This is a genomic window from Streptomyces sp. NPDC056231 (assembly GCF_048270745.1).
Taxonomy (GTDB): Bacteria; Actinomycetota; Actinomycetes; order Streptomycetales; family Streptomycetaceae; genus Streptomyces.
This window is the reverse complement of the sequence record NZ_JBLVKW010000045.1, coordinates 12,231-35,320: the sequence shown is the minus strand read 5'-3', so window position 1 is coordinate 35,320 and position 23,090 is coordinate 12,231. Positions and strand designations below refer to the sequence as shown.

General features: G+C 69.6%; 22 protein-coding genes. 7 read left to right on the top strand and 15 right to left on the bottom strand.

The features are described 5' to 3' along the window. Positions 1–56: 56 nt before the first annotated feature. Complete coding sequence (locus tag ACNPQM_RS28435) at positions 57–683, bottom strand: YigZ family protein (RefSeq protein ID WP_418086205.1); 627 nt, start codon at positions 681–683, stop codon at positions 57–59. Between the two features lie 59 nt (positions 684–742). Between ACNPQM_RS28435 and ACNPQM_RS28430 the strand changes: the two genes are divergently transcribed. The 3 genes from ACNPQM_RS28430 (at position 743) to ACNPQM_RS28420 (ending at position 3,041) form a co-directional block, all read left to right on the top strand. Continuing rightward, the gene (locus ACNPQM_RS28430; protein ID WP_418086204.1) at positions 743–1,165 is read left to right on the top strand and encodes a CoA-binding protein; all 423 of its coding nucleotides are present in this window, start codon (positions 743–745) and stop codon (positions 1,163–1,165) included. A gap of 79 nt (positions 1,166–1,244) precedes the next feature. Next, positions 1,245–2,069, top strand: a complete 825-nt coding sequence (locus ACNPQM_RS28425) for an aminoglycoside N(3)-acetyltransferase (protein WP_418086224.1) — start codon at positions 1,245–1,247, stop codon at positions 2,067–2,069. A 108-nt stretch (positions 2,070–2,177) separates the two neighbouring features. After that, positions 2,178–3,041 carry an alpha/beta fold hydrolase gene (locus tag ACNPQM_RS28420; protein ID WP_418086203.1) on the top strand — a complete coding sequence of 288 codons (864 nt, stop codon included), beginning with the start codon at positions 2,178–2,180 and terminating at the stop codon, positions 3,039–3,041. 85 nt (positions 3,042–3,126) lie between these two features. Here the strand turns inward: ACNPQM_RS28420 and fxsT are convergent, their stop codons facing one another. The 6 genes from fxsT to ACNPQM_RS28390 all read right to left on the bottom strand — a co-directional run bounded on the left by fxsT (position 3,127) and on the right by ACNPQM_RS28390 (position 12,777). Next, positions 3,127–7,086: an FxSxx-COOH system tetratricopeptide repeat protein gene (gene fxsT / locus ACNPQM_RS28415; RefSeq protein ID WP_418086202.1), complete on the bottom strand. Its 3,960-nt coding sequence runs from the start codon at positions 7,084–7,086 to the stop codon at positions 3,127–3,129. Next, on the bottom strand, positions 7,070–8,422 hold the full coding sequence (locus ACNPQM_RS28410) for a TIR-like protein FxsC (protein WP_418086223.1): 1,353 nt from the start codon (positions 8,420–8,422) through the stop codon (positions 7,070–7,072). Before ACNPQM_RS28410 ends, fxsT begins: the two co-directional genes overlap by 17 nt. Positions 8,423–8,598: 176 nt before the next feature. Next, a complete protein-coding gene (locus tag ACNPQM_RS28405) occupies positions 8,599–11,028 on the bottom strand; it encodes an FxsB family cyclophane-forming radical SAM/SPASM peptide maturase (RefSeq protein WP_418086201.1) in 2,430 nt (809 codons plus the stop codon). A gap of 22 nt (positions 11,029–11,050) precedes the next feature. Beyond that, positions 11,051–11,245 carry a hypothetical protein gene (locus tag ACNPQM_RS28400; protein WP_037690465.1) on the bottom strand — a complete coding sequence of 65 codons (195 nt, stop codon included), beginning with the start codon at positions 11,243–11,245 and terminating at the stop codon, positions 11,051–11,053. 339 nt (positions 11,246–11,584) lie between these two features. Further along, positions 11,585–12,148: a YbaK/EbsC family protein gene (locus ACNPQM_RS28395; RefSeq protein WP_418086200.1), complete on the bottom strand. Its 564-nt coding sequence runs from the start codon at positions 12,146–12,148 to the stop codon at positions 11,585–11,587. A 56-nt stretch (positions 12,149–12,204) separates the two neighbouring features. Next, positions 12,205–12,777, bottom strand: a complete 573-nt coding sequence (locus tag ACNPQM_RS28390; protein ID WP_418086199.1) for a helix-turn-helix domain-containing protein — start codon at positions 12,775–12,777, stop codon at positions 12,205–12,207. A 93-nt stretch (positions 12,778–12,870) separates the two neighbouring features. On the opposite strand from ACNPQM_RS28390, the gene ACNPQM_RS28385 reads away from it, so the two are divergent. Continuing rightward, positions 12,871–13,737, top strand: a complete 867-nt coding sequence (locus tag ACNPQM_RS28385) for an EamA family transporter (RefSeq protein ID WP_418086198.1) — start codon at positions 12,871–12,873, stop codon at positions 13,735–13,737. A 71-nt stretch (positions 13,738–13,808) separates the two neighbouring features. Here ACNPQM_RS28385 and ACNPQM_RS28380 read toward each other — a convergent pair whose 3' ends face one another. Beyond that, positions 13,809–14,546 (bottom strand): acyltransferase, encoded by a 738-nt coding sequence (locus tag ACNPQM_RS28380; RefSeq protein WP_366134086.1) that lies wholly within the window; start codon positions 14,544–14,546, stop codon positions 13,809–13,811. 144 nt (positions 14,547–14,690) lie between these two features. Here ACNPQM_RS28380 and ACNPQM_RS28375 point away from each other — a divergent pair, with 144 nt between their 5' ends. Continuing rightward, positions 14,691–15,221, top strand: a complete 531-nt coding sequence (locus tag ACNPQM_RS28375) for a gamma carbonic anhydrase family protein (RefSeq protein WP_418086197.1) — start codon at positions 14,691–14,693, stop codon at positions 15,219–15,221. Between the two features lie 43 nt (positions 15,222–15,264). On the opposite strand, the gene ACNPQM_RS28370 is transcribed toward ACNPQM_RS28375, so the two are convergent. Then, positions 15,265–15,924, bottom strand: a complete 660-nt coding sequence (locus tag ACNPQM_RS28370) for a DedA family protein (RefSeq protein ID WP_358856169.1) — start codon at positions 15,922–15,924, stop codon at positions 15,265–15,267. A gap of 155 nt (positions 15,925–16,079) precedes the next feature. After that, on the bottom strand, positions 16,080–16,517 hold the full coding sequence (locus ACNPQM_RS28365; protein WP_358856277.1) for a DUF4442 domain-containing protein: 438 nt from the start codon (positions 16,515–16,517) through the stop codon (positions 16,080–16,082). A gap of 165 nt (positions 16,518–16,682) precedes the next feature. Between ACNPQM_RS28365 and ACNPQM_RS28360 the strand changes: the two genes are divergently transcribed. Both ACNPQM_RS28360 and ACNPQM_RS28355 read left to right on the top strand, forming a co-directional pair. Beyond that, positions 16,683–17,720 carry a hypothetical protein gene (locus tag ACNPQM_RS28360; protein WP_418086196.1) on the top strand — a complete coding sequence of 346 codons (1,038 nt, stop codon included), beginning with the start codon at positions 16,683–16,685 and terminating at the stop codon, positions 17,718–17,720. A gap of 71 nt (positions 17,721–17,791) precedes the next feature. Then, positions 17,792–19,096 carry an MFS transporter gene (locus ACNPQM_RS28355; RefSeq protein WP_418086195.1) on the top strand — a complete coding sequence of 435 codons (1,305 nt, stop codon included), beginning with the start codon at positions 17,792–17,794 and terminating at the stop codon, positions 19,094–19,096. Here the strand turns inward: ACNPQM_RS28355 and ACNPQM_RS28350 are convergent. The 5 genes from ACNPQM_RS28350 to ACNPQM_RS28330 all read right to left on the bottom strand — a co-directional run bounded on the left by ACNPQM_RS28350 (position 19,058) and on the right by ACNPQM_RS28330 (position 23,069). Continuing rightward, entirely contained in the window at positions 19,058–19,903 is an 846-nt protein-coding gene (locus tag ACNPQM_RS28350; RefSeq protein WP_418086194.1) for a spermidine synthase, read from the bottom strand. The two genes, ACNPQM_RS28355 and ACNPQM_RS28350, sit on opposite strands and share 39 nt — an antisense overlap. Before the next feature lie 22 nt (positions 19,904–19,925). Then, a complete protein-coding gene (locus ACNPQM_RS28345; protein ID WP_418086193.1) occupies positions 19,926–20,771 on the bottom strand; it encodes a patatin-like phospholipase family protein in 846 nt (281 codons plus the stop codon). Between the two features lie 68 nt (positions 20,772–20,839). Beyond that, positions 20,840–22,009 (bottom strand): elongation factor Tu, encoded by a 1,170-nt coding sequence (tuf, locus tag ACNPQM_RS28340; protein WP_358856174.1) that lies wholly within the window; start codon positions 22,007–22,009, stop codon positions 20,840–20,842. 93 nt (positions 22,010–22,102) lie between these two features. After that, a complete protein-coding gene (locus ACNPQM_RS28335) occupies positions 22,103–22,270 on the bottom strand; it encodes a hypothetical protein (protein WP_358856175.1) in 168 nt (55 codons plus the stop codon). Positions 22,271–22,352: 82 nt separating this feature from the next. After that, positions 22,353–23,069, bottom strand: coding sequence for a DNA alkylation repair protein (locus tag ACNPQM_RS28330; RefSeq protein WP_418086192.1), 717 nt, complete (start codon positions 23,067–23,069; stop codon positions 22,353–22,355). Between the last annotated feature and the right edge of the window lie 21 nt (positions 23,070–23,090).

Genomic DNA, 23,090 nt, shown 5'->3' with positions numbered 1-23,090 from the left:
AGCGAAGAAGATCGACCGCGTTCCGATGTCGAGCCGTCCCACCCCGCCGAGCGCGTTCAGGCGTCCCCGTACGCCTCGCCGCCCAGCTCCAGCAGCGCCTCACCCGCCGTCGTATCGGCCAGCCAGCGCCGGAAGTCCTCGACATCCGCGTCCGGCAGCCCGATCTCGATGACCACCGCTTCCTGGTACCGGACCTCCCGGACGGCCCGTCCGGTGGCGCGCAGATCGTTCTGGAGCCTGCCTGCCCGCTGGTGGCCGACGGTGACCGTGGCGAGCCGGAACCGCTGCCGGGTGATCGTGCCGAGCTCGTCGAGCGCCTCGCCGACCGCTCCTCCGTACGCCCGGATGAGCCCTCCGGCGCCGAGCTTCACCCCGCCGTAGTAGCGGGTGACGACGGCGGCGACGTATCGCATCTCCCGGCGCATCAGCATCTGCAGCATGGGCACGCCCGCGGTGCCGCCGGGCTCCCCGTCGTCACTGGCCTTCTGTACGGAGGCGTCGGCGCCGATCACGTACGCGAAGCAGTTGTGGGTGGCGGTCGGGTGTTCCCTGCGGATGCGTGCGACGAAGTCCTGCGCCTCCTGCTCGGTGGCGGCGGGGGCGAGCGTGCAGATGAAACGCGATCGGTTGATCTCGGTCTCGTGCACGCCCGCGCGGGCGACTGTCCGGTACTGCTCCTGCATCCGTCCACCCTATGCGCAGCAGCGGGAATGGCCCGCGGCCGCAGTCTGTTGTCCGGATCATGTACGCAGAGACAGCAGAGGCCGCAGAGACGATTCGCAGGATTCTCCTGGACACGGGCGACACCTGGGCCGTGGTCGGACTGTCCGACAATGAGTCGCGCGCGGCCTACCGCGTCGCCGCGGTCCTCCAGCGATTCGGCAAGCGCGTGGTTCCGGTGCACCCCAAGGCGGAACGGGTGCACGGCGAGAAGGGATACGCGTCGCTGGCCGACATCCCGTTCCCGGTCGATGTCGTGGACGTCTTCGTCAATGGCGGACTGGCGGGCGCCGTCGCGGACGAGGCCGTCAGGATCGGCGCGAAGGCGGTCTGGTTCCAGCTCGGCGTGATCGACGACGCTGCGTACGAACGCACCCGGGCGGCCGGACTCGACATGGTGATGGACCACTGCCCGGCGATTGAAATACCCCTTCTGGACCGATAAGCGGCATATCACCCCTCGGCCGAATGTGCGGGGTGTCACGCATAACACTCCGCTGGGAGAATGCCCCCTTGTGACTGTCATCAGTGCGCCGAGTGCCGTGAACGTCGCCCACCGCCGAAGCCGGCTGGCCGGTCAGCTGTCCCGGCTCGGCGTGGAGCGGAGCGGCGTCCTCCTGGTGCATGCGTCGATGCGAGCGGTGGGAGCGGTCAGCGGCGGGGCCGGTGCCGTGATCGGTGCACTGCGGGACGCACTCGGCGAGGACGGCACCCTGATCGTCCCGTCGTTCACACCGGAGAACTCCGACACCTCCCCCCAGTACCGCAACCGGGTCCGCGGCCTCACCGACCACGCCCGGGAGGCGGTCCGCGCGAGCATGCCGCCGTTCGACCCCGCCACCACGGCCGCACCGTCGATGGGCCGTCTCGCGGAGACCGTACGGCTGGCCCCGGGGGCGGCACGCAGCAGCCACCCCCAGACCTCGTTCGCCGCCCTCGGCCCCCTCGCCGGCAAGCTGGTCGCGCACCACCGCCCCGACTGCCACCTCGGGGAGGACTCACCGCTGGGCTGTCTCTACGACGTACGGGCTCAAGTGCTGCTGCTGGGCACCGGTTTCGACTCCTGCACCGCGTTCCACCTCGGCGAGTACCGCGCCCCCACCCCGCCGCGCCGCACCTACCGCTGCGTGGTGACCACCCGGGGCAGACGCCACTGGTGGGAGTACGAGGACGTGGCACTGGACGACAGCGACTTCGCCGCGCTCGGGGCCGAGTTCGCCCGCACCGACAACGGCGCAGCGGTACGCACCGGCCCGGTGGGCTCGGCAACCGCCCACCTCTTCGACTTCGCCGACGCGGTCGACTTCGCGGCCCGCCGGCTCCCGTCGCTGCGGAAGGGGCGGGTGTAGCGGCGCGTCGGCACAGCCGCCACTGGGCAGAAGGCCTGTGCGCGTCTATACCAACACGTCAGCCTGCGCTCATACTTGCCGCGTATCGGCCTTACGGGGAGGCACCGGATGGAGCAGCTGATCCGCACGGAGGACGGTCGCGCTTTGGCCGTGGAGCACTACGGCAATCCGCACGGCAGGCCGGTCTTCCTGCTCCACGGCACGCCGGGCAGCAGACTCGGTCCGGCCCCGCGCAGCTCCCTCCTGTACCGGCTGGGCATCCATCTCATCACGTACGACCGTCCCGGGTACGGTGCCTCGCACCGATTACCTCGGCGGTCGGTGGCTCATGTCGCCGCGGACGTCACCGCAATCGCGGACGCCCTCGGCATCGGCCGGTTCGCGGTGGTCGGCCGGTCCGGTGGGGCACCGCACGCGCTCGCGTGTGCCGCGCTGCTGCCGGAGCGCACGGCGCGCACCGCCGCGCTGGTGGGCCTGGCGCCGCGTGACGCCCAGGGCCTCGACTGGTTCGACGGAATGACCGAATCCAACGTGCGCGAATACATCAACGCCGCAGCGGGCCACCACCAGCTGACGGCCGCCCTGGAGCGCCGTTCCGCGTCGATCCGGGCGGACCCGATGGGTTCGGTCGCCGATATGCACCGCGGGCTGCCCGATTCGGACCGCGGCATCGTGTCGGACACCGGGATCAGGGCCATGCTGGTCCGTAACTTCGCCGAGGGTCTGCGCAATTCCGCCGACGGCTGGGTCGACGATGTCATGTCGTTCAGCAAGGACTGGGAGTTCCGTCCTGAGGACATCACTTCACCCGTACTTCTCTGGCACGGCGAGGACGATGTCTTCGCCCCGGTGCAGCACACCCGGTGGCTGGCGGAGCACATCCCGGGTGCGGAGATGGTGGTGGAGCGCGGTGCGGCGCACTTCGGCGCGTTGCGAGTGCTGACGCGCGTGCTCAGCTGGGCCACCGGGTGACCCCCGCCGCGCCAGCTCCCGGGACGATCCGGTCCGTACCGCACGGACCGGTCCGTCCTCGCGGCTCCCGCCCCCTGGCCCGCGCTCACACGGGCTGCGGCTCCAGATCCCGGTTGATGCGCCGCCAGGTGCGGGCTGCCACCGCGATGGGATGGTCCACGCCCAGGTGTTCGACGGCCAGGGACACAACTTCGGCGCGCAGCTGCTCGGCCTCGCTCTCCCTGTCCAGCGCGCGCAGGGTGTTCGCTAGGTTGGAGCGGCAGGCCAGCACGTCCGGGTGGTTCGGTCCGTAACGGTCCAACAGCCCTTCGAGGGAAGCCCGTTCCCACCTCTCTGCCGCTTCGGGCCGGTTCAGGTCGCCATAGGCGTTGGCCAGGTTGATCGCGGCGCAGAGGGTGAACGGATGCTGCGCGCCCAGGCTCTCCTCCAGAGCGGCCCGGACCTCCTCGCCCCATTCCGCCGCCTCCCCGGCCGCGCCCATGCCGCGCAGGTAGATGGCGACGTTATTGCGGCAGGCCAGGGTGAACGGGTGCTCGTCCCCGAGCGTGTTGCGGTAACCGTCGAGCGCCTGGTTGGCGAGATCGAGCGCTGCCTGCTTGTCACCGAGGGCGGAGAAGTCGGCCGCGAGGTTCAGCCCGCAGGCCAGAGCGTCCGGAACCTTCGTTCCGTACCGCTCGCGGTAGCGGTTGTACGTCTCCTCCGTCAGCCGCTTCGCCTCGTGCGGCTGGCCGGCCTTGCGGAGCGAGACGGCAAGGCTCTTCGCGGTACGCAGCGCCTCCGGCACATCCGCGTTGAGGACCCGCTCGAATGCGGCTTTGACCTCGCGCAGGATCTGTACCGAGGACGCGTACTCCCCGACATCCCGCAGGTCCCGGCCCAGGTGTCCCTTGGTGGTCAGGGTGTACGGATGGTCCACCCCGAGCAGCGTACTGCGGCGCTCCACCGTGAGTTCGTCGAGCCTGCGCGCCGCTTCGCTGTCGCCGGTCAGGCGGTAGTCGATGGCCAGGTTGTGGGCGGCGACGAGGGTGCGCGGGTGAATGTCCCCGAACGTCTCGCCCATGACGTGATGGATCTTCCGGTCCCGGGCCAGCGCCTCGTCGAACCGGCCGAGTGCCCGGAGGTCGGCGGCCAGACTGCCGGTGGTGATCAGCAGGCTGGGGTGGTCCTCGCGCAGCAGCCGGGTCTGCCGGGCGAGGGTGTCCTCGTCCATCGTCCTCGCTTCCTGGTAGCGGCCCTGGGCACGGAGGGCATTGGCCAGTTCGAAGCGGAGATTCAGGGTCTGCAGGTCGTCCTCGCCCAGCTCCTGGGTCCAGGCAGCGTTGAGCTGGGTGCCCAGCACCCGGGCGCTCTCCAGATCCCCTCGCTTGAGTAGGTAACGGATCCGGTCGACCATGAGCTGCCGGGCCTCCGCCTCGTCGCAGTCGGCGATCCCCGACGGGCCGAGGTGCGGCCAGATCAGCTCGAAGGCCGGCCAGCTCTGCGGATCGTTGACCGGGTTGTCCTGGTCCGCCCCCTGGGCGGGGCGGGCCTCCGCCAGGATGCGGTGCACCTCGTGCACCGCCGTGGTGCGCTCCTCGGCGCTCAGTCCGGCCCGGACGGCGGCCTGGACGAGGCGGTGGATCTGGATGCTGCTGTCCGCCGGGTCGACCTTGGCCAGGGCGAAGCGGTTGAGTGCCTGGATGACCCTGCCGAGCATGTACCGCTCACGGAGATCGGGGTCGTACGGCAGCAAGGACCGGAACATCGAGTCGCTGCCGATGAGCGTCATCGAGATCGGCTCGGCGGAGAAGAACGAGCACAGTTCCAGCAGGCGGGCCGCCGCTCTGGACTCCTTGCGCAGCCGGGCGATCGAGATGTTCCAGGTCGCGCCGATCTTCTGCGCGTAGTCCTCGAGCCTGCCGAGCGAGAGCACTTTGGTGCTCTGCTCCTTGAGCTGTTCGACGTAGGCGTCGACCGGGGTCGCTGTCTCGGCGAGCCAGGCTGCCGCAACCTCCACCGCCAGGGGCAGGTCGCCGACTGCTTCGGCCACCCGGTCCGCGTCGCGCGGGGGCAGCTTTCGGACCCTTCGGCAGAGGTGTTCCACGGACTCGGCGCGAGTGAAGACCTCGACCTCTAGCGCATCCACCCGGCTGGATATCGGCTTGTTGCGGCAGGTGGCGAGAATATGACCGTAGAGACCCGAGGAGACTGGACCGGTCTCGTCCGGAAAGAGTGCAAGCGCCTGGTCGAGGTCCTCGACATTGTCGAAGACCAGCAGCCAGCGGGCGTACGACGCTCCACTGCGCAGAGCGTCCAGCGCCGCCCTGGCCGCTTCGGCGACCACTTCACCGGCCCGCAGGTCCATCCGCTCGGCCAGTTCCGCCAATGACGACACCACCCGGTCGGGCTGCTCGGCCTCGACCCACCACACCAGGTCGTAGTCGGCCCGGAACCGGTGCGCGTACTCCCGCGCCACCTGCGTCTTGCCGACGCCGCCGAGCCCGTACAGGACCTGGGGCAGATGCTGGTTCGAGCGGCCGTTGCCGCGTAATTGGTCGCGCAGCCGTTCCAGGACGGAGCCGCGTCCGGTGAACCAGGCGTGCCGGGGCCGCACATTCCACACCCCGGGGACGGCTCCGGGAAACCGGGGCCCGCCGGGCGCGACCGGGGGCCCGTCGGCGGATTCGGCCCGGTCCAGGGCGGTAAGCACCGCGGTGGCCGCTTCGCGTTCGTCCAGCCGGGCCACATCGACGATGCCCCGGCTGTTGAGCGGAAGCGTCAGCCGTACGTCACTGATCCGGACCGGGACGAGCTGGCGTCGGCTGTCCGAGGGGTCGAAGCCCAGGACCGACTCCCACAGGCTCCGGGCAAGGCTCGAACTCTGGTACGCCTGCGAGACGACCGGGACGATCCGGTAGGCGCCGGGCGACGCCCACTCCGCTTCGGTCCACGCCGCATGGGGGGTACGGACATCGACGGGCATGACATTGAAACCGGCACGGAGCAGGACGGCTTCCAGCCAGTCCGCCCACATCTGGTCCTCCGCCGCATAGGTGAGGACGATGTTGGACGGCGGCACCGGCCTGCGGCGGGTGTAGGCCGACACATAGGCCAGCCGTTCCGCCTCGTCGATGGGCGGCAATGTGTTCACCCGCCCCTCCGTGAGCACCGAGGTGAGCCGCTCGCAGGCGGTGAGCATGGAACTGGTGATGTTGGGGGCGTCCCCGAAGGTGGCCAGGATCTCCTCGTACGCGTAGAAGGGCCGATAGGGGATCTCCACCGTTCCCCAGTAGTTGGCGAGTTCCTCTTTGCCGAGTCCGCTGGGGAAGCCGGGAAAACTGTCCTTCGCAAGTGCCCGCCCGGCGTCGGCCTTCTCCTTCTCCCCGTCGTCGATCCGCATCGGCACGGGAAGGATGCGGATGTGCTTGTCGTGGAATCGTTCCTCGATGTCGCGGGCCACGGCGGACGCGCCCTCGATGCTCTGGTCACTCAGGGTGAAACAGACCACGAGTACCTGAGGCATCTGAACGGTGCAGATGTCGGCGATATCGCTGAGTCCGGTCCGACTGTCGATCAAGGTGAAGTCGTAGTGCTTCTGCATGTCGGCGCGCATGGCATCGAAGAACTGGCCGCCGCCGTAACGCTCGTAGAAGTCGTCCCAGTCCATCCTGCCGACGGTCGACGAATAGTCCCGGTTGCGACGGCCCGCGGAAAGGAAGTCGAGACTTCCGCCGTGCTGGAATGCCCAGTTGAGTGAGGTCGCATGCGGTCTGACCCGAGCGTATTCACGGTGCCAGTCCGGGTCACGCGGCGCGGGCCTGCGGGCCTCTTCCTGGTATTCGGTGATCAGATTGATCAGCCCGGGCGTGGCGGCCAGATCGGAAAGATCGAGAAAGGGGTGGAAGAACCGGTGCAGCCCCGGCGCTTCGAGATCCCAGTCCACGGCCAGGACACGATGGCCGTTCGCCGCGAGGATCCAGGCGGTATTGGCAAGTGCCATGGTGCGGCCGGTACCCCCTTTGTACGAGTAGAAGGTGACGACGGTCCCGTCACGGTTCTCGGTCATTCGATGGATCCTCCCCCTCGGAGGCTTCGCCGTCGTCGGCGCCGCCCTTGTCGTGGACCTTGCCGTGGACAGGTGGAACGGAATCGCTCGTCGAGCCGTAACCGACGCCGTCCAGCAGGAGTCTGGGGATCCCACCGCCCTCACCCGGCGGAGGGAAGGTCTCCGCGTGGGCCGCGTAGTGCCGTTCGGCGGCCTTCACCGCGCCGGGCAGTTCCTGGCTGAACGCCTCAAGCGTGGGAACGCCTCCGCCATGCGACCGGTGGCCGCTCTCCTGTTCGGAACGCTGTTCGAGCATCTCTTCGGTCACGGCACGCAGTTCGGACTCGCGACGGCCTGAGTCGGGATCGTCACGGTTCCAAGGCACCATGACGCTGATCCATGGGCGTCCCACCTCGCCCAACCGCCGCACCAGCTCCCTGCGGTGGGGCACGTCGAGGGCCCAGCGGTCCAGGAGGAGCAGCCCGGGAGCCGTCGGGCGGTCGCTCCCCAGCAGCCGTTCCGCCTCGGTCTCGAAGTCCCCCACCCTTACCTGGTAGTCGAGATTGCGGACGAGGTCGACTGCGTGGTCGACCAGCGGCCTGGACGACTTGGGATGGTAAGGGTTCCAGTCGCGCTGGGCCGGTCCGTAGCAGTCGGGGGCGCGGTCCGCCGGCAGATCGGAACGGGCGCAGGCAAGGACCGAGATCTCCATCTGTCGCGCCGGCCCCGGTGGCCCGAATGCACTGGGCACGGAGGCGTAGTCCTGGTGGGGATCGCCTTCGGGCATCCGGGTCTGTTCCGCCACCTTGACTATGCGTTTGGCCAGGAGATAGACGGCGCGTTCGTACTGGTCGCGCAGATAGCGCAGCTTGATCAGTCCGTAGAACCCCTCGTCGGCGTAGTCGTCGCCGAAGGTCGCATGGTTGAACTGGAGCCGCTCGGCAGGTTGCGGGAGCTGACGCGGCGGTACGGGGACCCAGAGCGCCGGCACGATTCCGGACATCTGGCTGCCATTGTTCCGCGCCGCCTGGTTATGGATCGCGCGGCTGGAGAATGCGTACCACTCACGTCCGCACTGTTCACTCAGAAAATAGCGTGGCGAGTAGAGCGGCACGAAGACCCTGCAGTACGCAAGGGATTCGGCGAGCCGCTCCTGCCATCCTTCGCCCGGCTGCATGTGTTGATCCAGAAAGCCGGCGGGCACTCCGGCGGGCAGCGACGTCAGTTGCAGAACATGGGCACACAGGTCCCGGTAGAACCGCTCGACCCAGAGATTCGGGTCCTTGTCCTTTGGATCGTTCCTGGGCGTATGGGCGTAACTGAGAAAGAAGTACGGTCTTGGCTCAGCTCCCCGCACTCCCGCTGCCTCAAGATCCAACGTCTCCCCCGGTCCACGTGTGGAAGCTCAGTCTAGGAAGGAGGGAATCATCGACGGAACAGCACTAACGCGCCTAATTGTTGATCCTGCCACGCAAATGTCGCTGTCGATCAATCAATTACCGCCATATCCGTCATTTTTGAAGCCAAGTGCGGTCAGCGGTGCGTGGCACGTGCCGGATTGCGCGCCTCCCAGTCGGCGCGGTGTCGTGCGGCGGAGCGTCTCGCCTCAGCCGACGCGGCGGGAGAGACGTCCTCCGCCGACCATTTCTCGACCGTGCGGGCCATCCCTGCGACGAAGCGGTCGCCGAGCGGTGTCAGGAGGCCGGACCCGGCAAGCACCTGGACGGCGCCGACGGTCTGCTCCCGCCACCGGGCGAACCGGGCCTCGGCCGTGCGCGCCGCCTGCCCCTGCGTGGTCAGTCTCCTTACGCGCCAGAAGTCCGTCACCGCGATATGCGCGTACGCCCCCTGGAGCAGACCGTCCAGCGGTCGAGGATCGTCGCGCCAGGGGGCGTAGAACAACCGACGGTCGCCAACGGGCTCATGCAGGTCGAAGCTGTCCAGGATCGCTCCCAGCTTGACGTGCTGGAACTCGTGGACGATCAGCAGGGCCAGCAGATCGGGCGTCTCGGGCCGCGCCGCCGCAACCGCCCCGAACGCCTCCCTGGAGGCGGCACTGACATCGCTGCCGTCCGGCGCGTGCAGAGGGGTGAGGACCCGGAGTCCTGCTGCCACGCCCGGTGCGTAACCGGGCAGTTCACTCTGGATCAGTGACCAGGCCTCGGCCAGGTCCTCCGCCCACACCTTCGCCTCGCCCGCGGAGAGCCGATCAGTGACCGGCCACTGGTGGCTGTCGCGCAAGGGGTCCGTGTCCTCCAGAGCGACGGCCCAGCCGGGCCGTTCCACGATCCGGACGGGATGCCAGTGCGGGGTGAGGCCGTTCAGACCTTCGTCCCAGCCGACGCGCATCTCGCAGCCGACCGCCCGGACCGTGAAGCCCTCCGGGTCCGCCGTCACCTCGGCGACGGATGCCTCGTCGGGAAGAATCACCGAACCGAGGCTCGGCAGCCGAAGCAGCCCGCCCCGCACGGGCACCGCGATCGTGTCGCCCTGGCGCGCCCGCATCGCACCGACAGCTGCGATCTCCGCGAGGCCGGACGCGATGGTCTGCGGAGCTCGGCCCTCCAGAATGCGCAGGGCCCAGGGCCGCGTGTACGGGTGAGCCACCGCCGCGTCCAGCGCCTCGGGCGCCCTGACGTCCAGGTCGACCATCAGCTGCCATGCTGCCGTCGCTGTCCGGTCGGTCCGCGGAGCGCGCTCGCTCACCGCGGCCAGCAGGTCCCAGTTGAGGTCCAGCTGGGCGGCGGCCAGCCGACTCACCGTCTCCGCGCTACCCAAACCAGAGGCCAATTCGTCCAGTTGGACGGCATCGAGGAGCTCGGCATGCCCCGCCGACGGAATGGGCGCCGAGGTCTCCCGGTCGCGAATGCTCATGATCAGTTCCATCAGATCGGGGCAGAACACGGACGGGTTGTCGAAGCCGCTGCTGGTCCGATAGCGGTGGGCATAGAGGCCGCCACCACAGGAGTTGACGACCGGGCAGGTGCGGCACTCCTTGCTCAGCTGCTGGAGGCCTTGTTGCCTGGCGAGCATGCCGGGATGACGGAGCACGTCGTCGAGCGTGTTGGCGACGACATCCATACCTGTGGCGGGCGCGGCATCGTAGGCCGTCTTCAAGCTGTCCGCCTGCTCGAACGTGCCGTCGGTCTCGATGACGACAAGGTCAGCCGGTGCCAGGCCGAGGGATTCGGTGAGGCTGCTCTCGCCGCGCAGGGTGCGCAGAACGGAGTCGAACATCCGTACAGGGACCGGCCGGCCCGCTGCGTCCCAGCGACGGTAGACGGTGAACAGCCAGTCCGCGTAGGGCGTTGCCGAGTCCCCGGGGCGGAGCGGCGGCACGTCCCACGTCGCGTGCGGCAGAAGAAAGTCGATGCGTGGCGGGTCGAGGGCGACCAGTGCGTCGTAGACGGCGATCGGGTCGTTGCGCACATCGATGGTGCAGAGCAGGCCGGCGAAAAGCCGCCGGTGGGCGGGCCGATTGAGCAGTTCGACGGCTCGCAGCACCTGGGGGTGGCTGCTGCGACCGTCGGCGTAGCGGCGGTGACGGTCGTTCGAAGCCTTGTCACCGTCCAGCGACACGCCGACCTTGATGCCGAGCTCGGCGAACAGCTCCAAGAAGTTCTCGTCGAGCAGCACACCGTTGGTATGGATGCGCAGATCGAGTGCGCTGACGCCGTCCAGTGCGCGGGAGAGCTCGTCGGCCGCGCGGCGGAGTCGGTCCGGGCCGGCCAGCAGCGGCTCCCCGCCGTGCAGCACCACGTGGATGGCCGGCAGTCGGTGGGCCCGGGCGTGCTCGGCAATGCGGTCCGCCACCCTGACCAGAGTGTCCTCGGACACCACCTTGGGCCGGCCGCGCCAACTCGTGTCCGCATGCTCGTACACATAGCAGTGGTCGCACGCGAGATCACAGCGACTGTGCATCTTAAGTACGAATTGGCTCAGCGAGGGCGACGGCCGGTCCATGGCGAAATTCTGTCCCGGCTACTCAGACCGACGACTGAAAGGCTGCGATCACCAGCGGGCTCGCCCCGGCGTCGGTCGACAGCAGCCGACTGAGCGATGCGGGCAGGGCCCCGCCGCTCTGGACGGCCGCCCGCTTGGCGAGCGGCACCCGAGGCGCGGCCGGAAGCCGCGGGGTGAGTCCCGGCCTGACGGCCGCCGAGACGAGTGTAGTGTTCATCTAAACCTCTCATGTCGATGGAGGCCCATCGGCGACACGCATGTCACCGATGGGTGCAGATCTCCATTCCCCATTGGCGGGGTAAATATGATTAAAGACAGGCAAATGGCGCATTGATATGCGTGTAGGCATGTCTCCGGCACTCAAACTCCCCACTGGACCCCGGAGTTTCGACCGAGAACGCATCGCACCCTTTCGAGCTAGCGGTCGGCCACCGTTCAGCCCACAAGGACCCGGACCCGGACATGACACACGACTCGACCAAGCCTCCCGCAGAGAGCGGGCCGGGTCAGCCGGTTGAGCCAAAACGTTGAACCAATTCACCGAAGGTCTTCGGGCTCAGCCCACCAGGACGCCGAGCCCCTCGACAAGCACCGCGTTCGGCAGCAACGCCAGGGCCTTGCCCGGGACGATCAGCTTGCCGCGGCGGCTGCCGCTGCCGATCAGGACCCATTCCTGATCGACCACCGCGGGATCGAGCAGCAGGGGCCATTCGCCCGGGAGTCCGATCGGGGTGATCCCCCCGTACTCCATGCCGGTCTCGCCGACTGCCGTGTCCATGGAGGCGAAGGAGGCCTTGCGGGCGCCGAGGTGCTTGCGGACCGCCCCGTTCACGTCGACGCGGGTGCGCGAGAGGACGACGCAGGCAGCCAGGGTGACATCGCCGCCGCGCTTGCCCGCCACCACGACGCAGTTGGCCGAGCTGTCGAGCAGCTCGGCGCCGTGGTGTTCGACGAAGGCGGCCGTGTCCGCGATCGCCGGGTCCGTGTCGACGTGCAGGATCCGGTCGGCGGGGACGTCGCCCCACCCCTCGCTCACCGCCTTGGCGACCGGTGGGGTGAGGAGGCCGAGTCGGTCGACGGCGGGGCCTGCGTTCTCGAAGGAGCCGATGGGTGCGCGCATGGAAGCAACGTAACAAGGCCTGCGCGGGATCCGGTTGGCCGTCTCAGCCGGTGAACTCAGCGCACCGGAGGAATGGAGACCGCCATGGTGATCTCGGCGGGCTCGGCGCCGTCGTTGCGGTAGACATGCGGGTGATGCGCCTCGAAGGTGGCGGATGTCCCTGCGGGTACGGAGTGCTCCTCGCCGTCGACGACCAGGGTGAGCACACCCGCGGTGACGTGCAGGAGTTCGACGGTGCCTTCGGGATGCGGGTCGGAGGCGCTGCCCTCTCCGGGCATCAGGCGCCAGGACCAGAGTTCGAGGGGACCCCTGGCCTCCGTGCCGACGAGGAGAGTCGTGGAGCTGCCCGCCTCGGTGGACCACATGCGCACCGCCTGACTCTCGGGCACCAGCCGCACAGGGGAACCCTGTTCGTAGTCGAGCAGGGTGGTGATGCTGACGCCCAACGCGTCGGCCAGCTTGACGGTGGTGCCGACGCTCGGGTTGGTGCGCGCCTGTTCGATCTGGATGATCATGCCTCGGCTGACGCCCGCGCGGGCGGCGAGGGCATCCAGGGTGAAGCCGCGTTCGCCACGCCAGCGCTTGAGGTTACGCGCGAGCGACTGCGTGAGCTGGTCGAGGTCAGACACATTCCGTCCAATATTCTGGATGACAGAGTCGAAAATACTGCACTACGGTGTGGTGCACCCAACCGTTCATCGCACTGTACTGCGAGGCATGTCATGACAGCACTGTTCGCCCTGGCCACCAGCCTGCTGTGGGGGCTGGCCGACTTCGGCGGCGGGCTGCTCACGCGACGTGTGCCCGCGCTCACGGTGGTCATCGTCTCGCAGACCATGGCGGCCCTCGTGCTGGGCGTCGTCGTGGTCGCGACCGGGGGCTGGAGCGAGTCAGGCCCGCAGCTCTGGTTCGCCGTCGCGGCGGGCGCCGTCGGGCCGGTCGCGATGCTGAGCTTCTACAAGGCGCTGGCGCTCGGTCCGATGGGGGTCGTCTCCCCGCTCGGATCGCTGGGCGTCGCCGTGCCGGTGAGTGTCGGGCTGATCGTCGGTGAGCGCCCCGGTCTGCTGCAGTTCGCGGGCGTCGCCGTGGCAGTCGTGGGCATCGTGCTGGCGGGCGGGCCGGAGCTGCGCGGGGCGCCGGTCCAGCGTCGGGCGGTTGTACTGACCCTGGTGGCGGCGTTCGGCTTCGGGACGGTGATGTCGCTGATCGCGGAGGCTTCCACGACGGTCTCCGGGCTGTTCCTGGCGCTCTTCGTGCAGCGCCTCACCAATATCGCGGTCGGCGGTACGGCTCTGTTCGTGTCGGTGCGCCGCGGAGGACGTGCGCTGCCCGAGGTGGGCGGGGCGGCCGTGATCCGGGCCTCGATGCCCGCCCTGGCGTTCGTCGGCCTCGCCGATGTCGCGGCCAACGGCACCTACTCGATCGCCGCGCAGCACGGCCCGGTCACCGTGGCCGCCGTACTCGCCTCGCTCTATCCCGTGGTCACGGCCCTGGCCGCGCGCGGGGTGCTGGGCGAGCGGCTGCGCGGAGTGCAGGCGGCGGGGGCCGGACTGGCTCTGGTGGGAACGGTGCTGCTCGCCACCGGTTAGTCGACGGGCTCGCACCAGGGGTGTCCGTCGGATCGGGCCGGACACCGCCCGGGCATGCCCCAGGAGAGGCCCTAGCTGTCTTCCAGTTCCGCGACGGCCAGCAGCTGCTCGGGCGTCACGCCCGCCGGGATCGGCACCGGGGCGGGTGTGCGCAGGGGCGGCTGCCAGCCCTTCTCCGGATCCCAGCTGCGTACGACGCGTGCGGGCGCACCGGCCACGACCGCATGGTCGGGCACCTCGCCACGGACCACCGCACCCGCCGCGACCACCACGTTGCGCCCGAGCCTGGCTCCCGGCAGGACCACCGCACCCGTACCTATCCAGCAGCCGGGTCCGATGGTGACCGGCTCCATGCGCGGCCACTGCCGGCCGACCGGCTCGTGCGGATCGTCGTAGCTGTGGTTCGTCGACGTGATGTAGACATACGGTCCGCAGTACGTGTTCGAGCCGATGGCCACCGTAGTGTCGGCGACGACGTGGCTGCCCCGGCCGAGCACCACGCCGTCCCCCAGGGTCAGGATGGGTTCCGAGCCGAGGTCCAAGTCCGGCATGAGTCCGGCGGTCAGGGTGACCTGTTCGCCGATGATGCAGTGGTCGCCGAGCTCGATCCACGGCTCCCCGAAGACCGTGCCCTGAGGGAACGCCAGCCGGGTCCCCTCGCCGATACGGCCGAACCGCAGCCCGCCCGGGTGTTCCGCGGTGATCGCGCCGGCCTCCTGTACCGCACGCCAGCCGCGGTGGACGGCTCGGGACAGGAGGCGCCGTCGCCAGGCGGTGAGGGAGGAGAACGTGTTGCTGTTCTTGGGCACTCGCTCACCGTAGTCGGCGCACCCGGGCCGGTCACCGTGGCCCCTTGTGATGTTCAACCCACTCACCGGCGGCCGCCCGGCTGTCGCATACCGTTCCCCTGGCGCGAACGGACAACCATGGTCGCAGACACGGAGGAACGGGCGATGGCAGAGAAGGCGTTGATCACGGGCATCGGCGGCCACGAGCCGGACATCGACGCGGACGCGTTCACCGCGCCGACGTCGGTCGTGATCGGCGAGGTGACCCTGGCAGCGGGCTCCAGCGTCTGGTACCAGGCGGTGCTGCGGGCCGACTGCGCTCCCATCGCCATCGGTGCCGGCAGCAACATCCAGGACAGTTGCAGCGTCCATGCCGACCCCGGGTTCCCCGTCACGGTCGGCGAGCGCGTCTCGGTCGGGCACAACGCCGTACTGCACGGCTGCACCGTCGAGGACGATGTTCTCGTGGGCATGGGGGCCACGGTCCTCAACGGTGCGCACATCGGCGCCGGTTCGCTGATCGCGGCCCAGACACTGGTGCCGCAGGGGATGAGGGTGCCGCCGGGCTCGCTCGTCGCGGGCGTGCCCGCCAAGGTCAAGCGCGAGCTGACCGAGGAGGAGCTCGAGGGCATCACGTTCAATGCCGTCGGGTACGTGGAGCTGGCCAAGGCGCACCGTCAGGCGCACGAGGGCTGAGTGACGGACGAGCGGGCGGCCCGGTGAGCCGGGCCGCCCCGGCTCAGTCCGCTGCCGGTACCGTCCCCGGCTCGGCCACGATACGGTCGGTGGACTGGGCCGCCGCCTTCTTGGCCCGGTGCCGGAGGACAAGCATCGAGGTCAGCCCGACCAGTACGGCGACCACCAGGCCGAGCCAGGAGAAGCGCTTGAGCCAGGCCTCGGCGACGACTCCGACCGAATAGACGACCGCTGTGGTCCCGCCCGCCCAGACGATGCCGCCGAGCACATTGGCGATCAGGAACTTCCAGTACGGCATGCGCAGGACGCCGGCCAGCGGTCCGGCGAAGATACGCAGCAGCGCGACGAAGCGGCCGAAGAACACCGCCCACATGCCCCACTTCTGGAACGACCGCTCCGCCATGGCGATCTGGTCCACGCCGAAGTGCTTGGGGAACTTCCCGCCGAGCCGGGCGAGGAGCGGCCGGCCGCCCTTGTGGCCGATGGCGTATCCGATCGAGTCCCCGATGACCGCCCCGGCGGTCGCGCAGACACCGAGGATCACCGGATTGATGCCGCTGTGTCCGGCGGCCAGCAGCGCCGCGCTCACAAGGACGATCTCGCCCGGGAGCGGAATGCCCAGGCTCTCCAGACCGATGACGACGCCCACCAGGACGTACACGCTGACCGCGGGGACTGTCTCCAGCCACTCCTGGATGTGCAACGCCGGTTCCTCCCGTACTGATGTGCCGTCGCCCGCCGGGCAACTCCTCGGCGCACGGCGGGCAGCCTACCTGCCGTGCCACCTGCCCGGACAGTGCGATGGGCCGCCCCGCACCCCCGATGGGGTGGGACGGCCCAGTTGGGGAGGCAGGCCGCTCAGGCGTTCGGGCGGAGCGTCCACACGACGGTCATCTCGCCGGTGACCGCGCCGTCCGCGCGCCGGATCTCGATGGCGACAGGAAATTCGGGCCGCTTGCCCGCGTCGAGTTCGGCGACGACGTCCGCCACCGGCCGGCCGAGGGTCGCGGTGGCGGTGACGACGCCCATCGCGAGCTTCTTGTAGCCGATCTCCGCCTTCACGGCGAGCGGTACGGCGCGGGACATCTGGTCCCCGAAGGCGGCGATGACGATCGCGCCGCTGGCCGACTCCGCGAGCGTGAACATCGCACCGGCGTGCGGTCCGCCGACGTGGTTGTGGTAGTCGGCCTGGTCCGGCATCCGGACGACGGCGCGCTCCGAAGTCGTCTCGAGGAACTCGAGGTTGAGGGTCCTGGCCATCGGAACCGTCGCGAGGAGCATGTCTCCGACTGCCATCTGTTCAGTGCTCATGAGCAGAAGGTTACTCACGAGTAGGACTGTTTGGCCATCCCCGGAGCGCGCCCGCACGACCTCCCGGCATCCGTGTGGCCACCGCCGTGACCGTTCCTTCACGGGGGCGGGCGTAGGCGACCGGTAATCGTCCCTCTATGGTTACTCGCCATGTGGCCAGGACAGCAGCCGCCCGGGGGCGAGCAAAACCCGCAGAACCAGAATCAGAATCCTTACCAGCAGCCGGGATACCAGCAGCCGAATCCCTATCAGCAGCCGGGATATCAGCAGTACGGCCAGCCGGGGCAGCAGCCGGGATACCAGCAGCCGAACCCGTACCAGCAGCCCACCGTGCCGCAGTACGCGGTCTCGGGCCCGCCCGGTGCACCGCAGCCCGGGGGCGACAACAAGAAGAAGACGACCGTCGTCGCGATCGTCGCAGCCACCGCTGTGGTCGTGGCCGCCGTGGTCACTGGCGTCGTGGTGATCAACAAGGACGACAAGAGCGGCACCGACGTCGCCGATGGCGGGAAGTCGTCGCCCGCAAAGCCGTCCGCCGACACGTCCTCCGCAGCGCCGAACCCGCGGGGCACCGATGGGGACGCCAAGCCTCTCGTCGCCGGCTGGAAGGTCGTCACCAACCCCAAGTGGGGAACCCAGTTCGACGTACCCGGTGACTGGGAGGTCGGGGCGCCCGGGACGTTCTCTTACTTCGAGGACGACAAGAAGGGCGACGGCTCACCCCTCATCGGCTTCTCCGCGCCGGCGTACTTCCAGAAAAAGTGGTGCGTCGACGACGAGGACAAGGACGGGACCAAGGAGGAGTACAGCCTGGCCAGTGCGGGCACCCGCGGCGCCGAGGGCGCCACGGACGCCGACGCCAACGCCCACAGCGAGGCCGGGACATGGGCATGGGCCGCCTACGCGCAGCACATGCCGCAGAAGACCATCAAGTTCACCAAGGCGAAGAAGTACACCACCCAGTCGGGTCTGACCGGCAGCCTCGTGACGGCCACCGCCCCCAATGTCACGAAGAAGAAGAAGTGCGACTCCGACGGCAAGACCTTCGCCTTCACCTTCAAGAACAAGAACGGTGACTTCTCCTCCTGGGTCCTCTACGGTGCCGACTCCGTCAAGGACGAGCTCCCGGACGCCACGATCATGAAGATCCTCAGCACGGTCCGGCTGACCGACGTCACCGCCTCCTGACCTGACGTGCTCCCCCCCGCTCCGGCACAAAGCACTTGGCAGGGCGGGAGCCCGGCAGCGATAGTTCCCCGGTGACTCCTGCCGGCATACCCCGTCCCCGCATCCGCCGTCCCACCTGGGCCGGCCGCAACTACAGTCTGCTGACCGCCGCCGCGATCATCACCGGCCTGGGTACCCACGGTGCGTTGATCGCGGCGGCGTTCGCCGTTCTGCAGTCCGGTGGCGACGGCGGCGACGTCGGCCTGGTGGCAGCCGCCCGTACCGCGCCGCTGGTGCTGTTCCTGCTCATCGGCGGCGCCATCGCGGACCGGGTGCCGCGCCACCGGGTGATGGTGGCGGCGAACGCGCTCAACTGTGTCTCGCAGGGCGCGTTCGCCTGGCTGGTCCTGGCCGGCGACCCGCAGCTGTGGCAGATGATGCTGCTCACCGCGTTGTGCGGTACCGGGCAGGCGTTCTTCAACCCGGCGGCCGAGGGCATGCTGATGTCCAGTGTCAGTGGCGAACAGGCCGGCCGCGCCTTCGCACTCTTCCGGATGTCGATGCACGGGGCCGCCATCGGTGGTGCCGCGCTCGGCGGTGCCATGATCGCGGCGATGAATCCGGGCTGGGTACTGGCCGTCGACGCGGCGGCCTTCGCGGTGGCCGGTGCGCTGCGCGCCTTCCTGGATGTCGCGCACATCCCGGCGCGGGAGCCGGGCGGCGGACTCCTGTCCGATCTGCGCGAGGGCTGGCAGGAGTTCATCGGCCGCCCCTGGCTGTGGTCGATCGTGGCGCAGTTCTCGGTGGTGGTCGCCGTGGTCGGTGCCGCCGAGTCGGTGTATGGGCCACTGGTCGCCCGGGACGAGCTCGGCGGCGCCCGCCCCTGGGGATTCGCGCTTGCCGCGTTCGGGGTCGGCACGCTGTGCGGGGCGCTGCTGATGATGCGCTGGAAACCCCGGCGGCTCCTGCTCGCCGGGACGCTCTGCGTCTTCCCCCTGGCCCTGCCGTCGGCGGCGCTGGCGGTGCCGCTGCCGGTGGCCGGACTCGGTGCGGTGATGTTCGTCAGCGGCGTGACCATCGAGGTGTTCGGCGTCTCCTGGATGACGGCCCTGCATCAGGAGATCCCGGAGGAGAAGTTGTCGCGGGTATCGGCGTACGACTGGTTCGGATCGGTGGCGATGCTGCCGCTGGCCACCGCGGTGGCCGGTCCGGTGGAGAACCTGGTCGGGCGCGGTCAGGCGTTGTGGGGCTGCGCGGCGCTGGTCGTGCTCTGCACGGGGGCCGTGCTGTTCGTACCCGACGTACGCAACCTGACCCGCCGGACGGCAACCATCGAGGTTGCGTCAGGGAAGACGCTGTCAGCCGATACCGAAGGAACCGCCGGGCGGCTCGGGTGAGGCGACCGCGTCGGCGTCCCCGACCGGCCGTGCCGCGCCGATGAGCCGGGCCAGACCGGCGCCGTGCTCGACCCGGGCGGGGAATACGTCTGCGGCGCAGCGGCGGGCCAGGGCCGCGGTGTCGAGGGGGCTGCGGGAGGCGACCAGGACGTGGTTCCCGAAGCGCCGGCCGCGCAGTACCGCCGGTTCGGCGATCAGCGCGAGCTCTTCGAAGACGGCGGCGAAGTTGGCCAGTTGCGAGCGGAGGAATGCGAAGGGCGCGCCGTCGGCGAGGTTGGCGGCATAGATGCCGTCGTCCCGCAGAACCCGCCCGGCCGCCTGCGCGTACTCGACGGAGGTGAGGTGCGCGGGCACGCGCGATCCGCCGAACACGTCCGCGATCAGGACGTCGACGGTGCCGGGCGGCGTCTGTTCCAGCAGTCCGCGGGCGTCGGTGCCGTGCACGGTGATGCCGCTGTCGTCGGGGAGTGGCAGCTGCTCGGCGACCAGGGCGAGCAGACCAAGGTCGGCCTCGGCGACGACCTGCCGGGAACCCGGCCGGGTCGCGGTGACATAGCGGGGCAGGGTGAGGGCGCCGCCGCCGAGATGGAGTACGTCGAGAGGCGCGTCCGGTTCCGCGGCACAGTCCAGGACGTGGGCGAGCCGTCGGGCGTACTCGAACTCCAGGTGGACCGGATCGTCGAGGTCGACGTACGACTGGGGTGCGCCGTCGACCGTGAGCAGCCAGGCCCGGTCCCGGTCCACGTCGGGAAGGAGTCTGGCGGTGCCCTGGTCCACGTCTCGGATCACGGGTATCGGCTCGTTCACTCCCCCATTGTGGGGTGCCGGTTCAGCTGCCGACGACCGCGGCGACCGCTTCGGTGTGCGCCGCGGACTGCGCGAGTCCGGCGCGGGCGGCGGCCGCCCGGCGGCTCGGGTCGAGCACATTGCGGCCGAATGCCTTCTTGGCGGCCGCGTCCGGCGTGATGACCACGACCCGGGCACCCTTCGCTTCGAGGTCGGTGGCCTGGGACCGGGGGGAGACGATCACCTTGTTGTCACTGGCCGTCGGTGCGATGACGACGACGCGCTCATACCCTGCGGCCAGATGAACGTTGGCCGGGGAGTACACCCCGCCGTCGATCCAGTCCTGCCCGTCGATGGTGGCGACCGGCCAGACGGCGGGGACCGCGCAGCTGGCAGTAACGGCGTCGGCCAGCGGGACACCGCTGTCCTTGTCGAAGATGTGGAGTTCACCCGTGTCCGCGCGGACGGCGGTGATCCGCAGCTGCCGCTCGGGCCAGTCGGGCGACAGGAGCCGGCTCGCGATCATCTCCTGCCGTTCGGCTGCGGAGATGGCGGTCCGGGTCTCCCGCGCCATCCGGGCCAGCTTCTGCCCGTACGCCTCCGGGGTACGCGACGTCAGCACCGCCCGGGCGTAGCGCATGAGGGCGGCAGTGCCGAGCTTCCCGCCGGTCTCGCCCTGCGGATCGGCCAGCTGACGTGCGTACAGTTCCGGGAGGCCGAGCAGTCCGGAGGCGAGCTGGGCGCCGACGAGGGCCCCGGCAGAGCTTCCGATGACGAGACCCGCGGTGGACAGGTCCACGCCCGCCTCGGCGAGGCCGTGCAGAATGCCGGTCTCCCATGCGCCGCCGGTGGAACCGCCCGCTCCGAGCACCAGTGCAATATCTGTCATGCCGTCAGTCTCGCGCATGGCGCCAAACCCGCCTCCCATGGGGTCGGTTGACGGGTTTGGCGCCCGGATCAGAGCAGGTCGGTGACGGTGCCCGCGCCGACCGTGCGGCCGCCCTCACGGATCGCGAAGCCGAGCCCGGACTCCAGCGGGGTGTCGCGGCCCAGTTCGACGGTCATCGTGACCGTGTCGCCGGGGCGCGCCACCGCCGCTTCGCCGAGGTCGATGTCCCCGACGACGTCCGCCGTACGGATGTAGAACTGCGGCCGGTAGCCGGTGGTGACCGGTGTGGTCCGGCCGCCTTCCCGCGCCGACAGGACGTACACCTGCGCGGTGAAACGACGGCTCGGCGTCACGCTGCCGGGCGCCGCCACCACGTGGCCGCGGCGGACCCGGTCGCGCTCCACCCCGCGTACGAGCAGCGCCACGTTGTCACCGGCCTGCGCGGACTCCATCGGCTTGCCGAAGGTCTCCAGGCCGGTGACGACGGTCTCGATGTCCGCGCCGAGCACGGAGACCCGGTCGCCGACGCGGACGGTGCCGCGCTCGACGGCTCCGGTGACGACCGTGCCCCGGCCGGTGATGGTCAGGACGTTCTCCACCGGCAGCAGGAACGGCGCGTCGGTGTAGCGCACCGGCATCGGTACGTACGTGTCGACGGCGTCCAGCAATGCCTCGACGGACGCGGTCCAGCGCGGGTCGCCGGCCAGCGCCTTCAGCCCCGAGACGCGGACCACGGGGACGGTGTCGCCGCCGTAGCCGTGCGCGGAGAGCAGCTCGCGGACCTCCAGCTCGACCAGGTCGGTCAGTTCCGGGTCGCCCGCGTCGGCCTTGTTGAGGGCGACGACGATGTGGTCGACGCCGACCTGGCGGGCGAGCAGGACGTGCTCGGCGGTCTGCGGCATGATCCCGTCGAGCGCGGACACGACGAGAATCGCCCCGTCGAGCTGCGCGGCGCCGGTGACCATGTTCTTGACATAGTCGGCGTGACCGGGCATGTCGATGTGCGCGTAGTGGCGGGTGTCGGTCTCGTACTCGACGTGCGCGATGTTGATGGTGATGCCGCGCTGTGCCTCCTCCGGCGCCCGGTCGATGCGGTCGAACGGGACGAACGTGCCGGTGCCGCGGTCACTGAGGACCTTGGTGATCGCGGCTGTCAGGGTGGTCTTGCCGTGGTCGACGTGGCCCATGGTGCCGATGTTGAGGTGCGGCTTGGTGCGCACGTATGCCGTCTTGGGCATGGCTCGTTCCTTGGAAACTCGAAGCTGAGAGAGAAGACCCCAGGGCCCCGCCGACCCTCCCCTTACGGGGTCCGCCGGACTGTCGGGGGAGGGTCAGCTTCGGGCGCCGCCGATGGGCGCTGCGGCAGCGCTGAACGCTGCTGCGTCGACTGCGGCTGCCGCCACGGTGATTGCGGCAGGAGCGAGGAAGGAAGGGATGACGGCAGCCTTCGGCGCGTCCGCGACTGCGGACTGCGCTGCGAGGAAGGCGTACCGGAACATGGGTCCGATCATGGCCGACGGCCGCGGCCCCGTCGAATGGTTTTCCAGCGGGCCCGGAAAGGGGGTTCGGCGCCGACGTGCCTCAGAGGTGCTTCATGGCTTCGCGTACGGACAGCGGCGAGAGCCGGTCCCGGGCGCTGTCGACGAAGCCCCTGACAGCACGCGGATCGGTCTTGGCGTACTCGCGCAGACACCAGCCGATCGCCTTGCGGATGAAGAAGTCGGGATGATCCGCCCGGCGCAGGCAGTAGCCGAAGAGCCGTTCGGTGTCGGTGGCGTCCCGGTAGCGCAGCTGGTGCAACAGGGCGGTGCGGGCGATCCACAGGTTGTCGTCCTCGATCCACTCGTCCATCACCGTCTTCAGCTCCGGGTCGGCGGCGACGAGCGGTCCTGCGACATGGGCGGAGAGCACATCGACGGTGTCCCACCAGGGGACGGTGGAGACGAGGTGCCGTACGACGGGCAGGAACCGGGAGGAGCAACGGGGCACGTGGCGGCGCAGATAGTCGGCGGCGAAGTACTGGTACTCCCGCTCGGGCAGCTGCCAGCAGCGCAGGGCGACAGCCGCGCAGTCCACCTCGTCGGGACGCCCGGTGCCGTCCAGGACCGTACGTGACAGGGACCGGCGCTGCGGGGTGGGGATGCCGAGGAACGGGGCGACGTGCTTCATGTACGCGGCGGCGGAGGCGGCCCGCCCACGATCGGCGGCCGTGGGGTAGAGGAGCGTCAGACGCGCCAGCACGGTGTCGGCGAGCTCGCTCGGCGGCACGTCGGGAGCGGCATCGGCTGCGGTGCTCATACGGTGCACATTACGGCGATC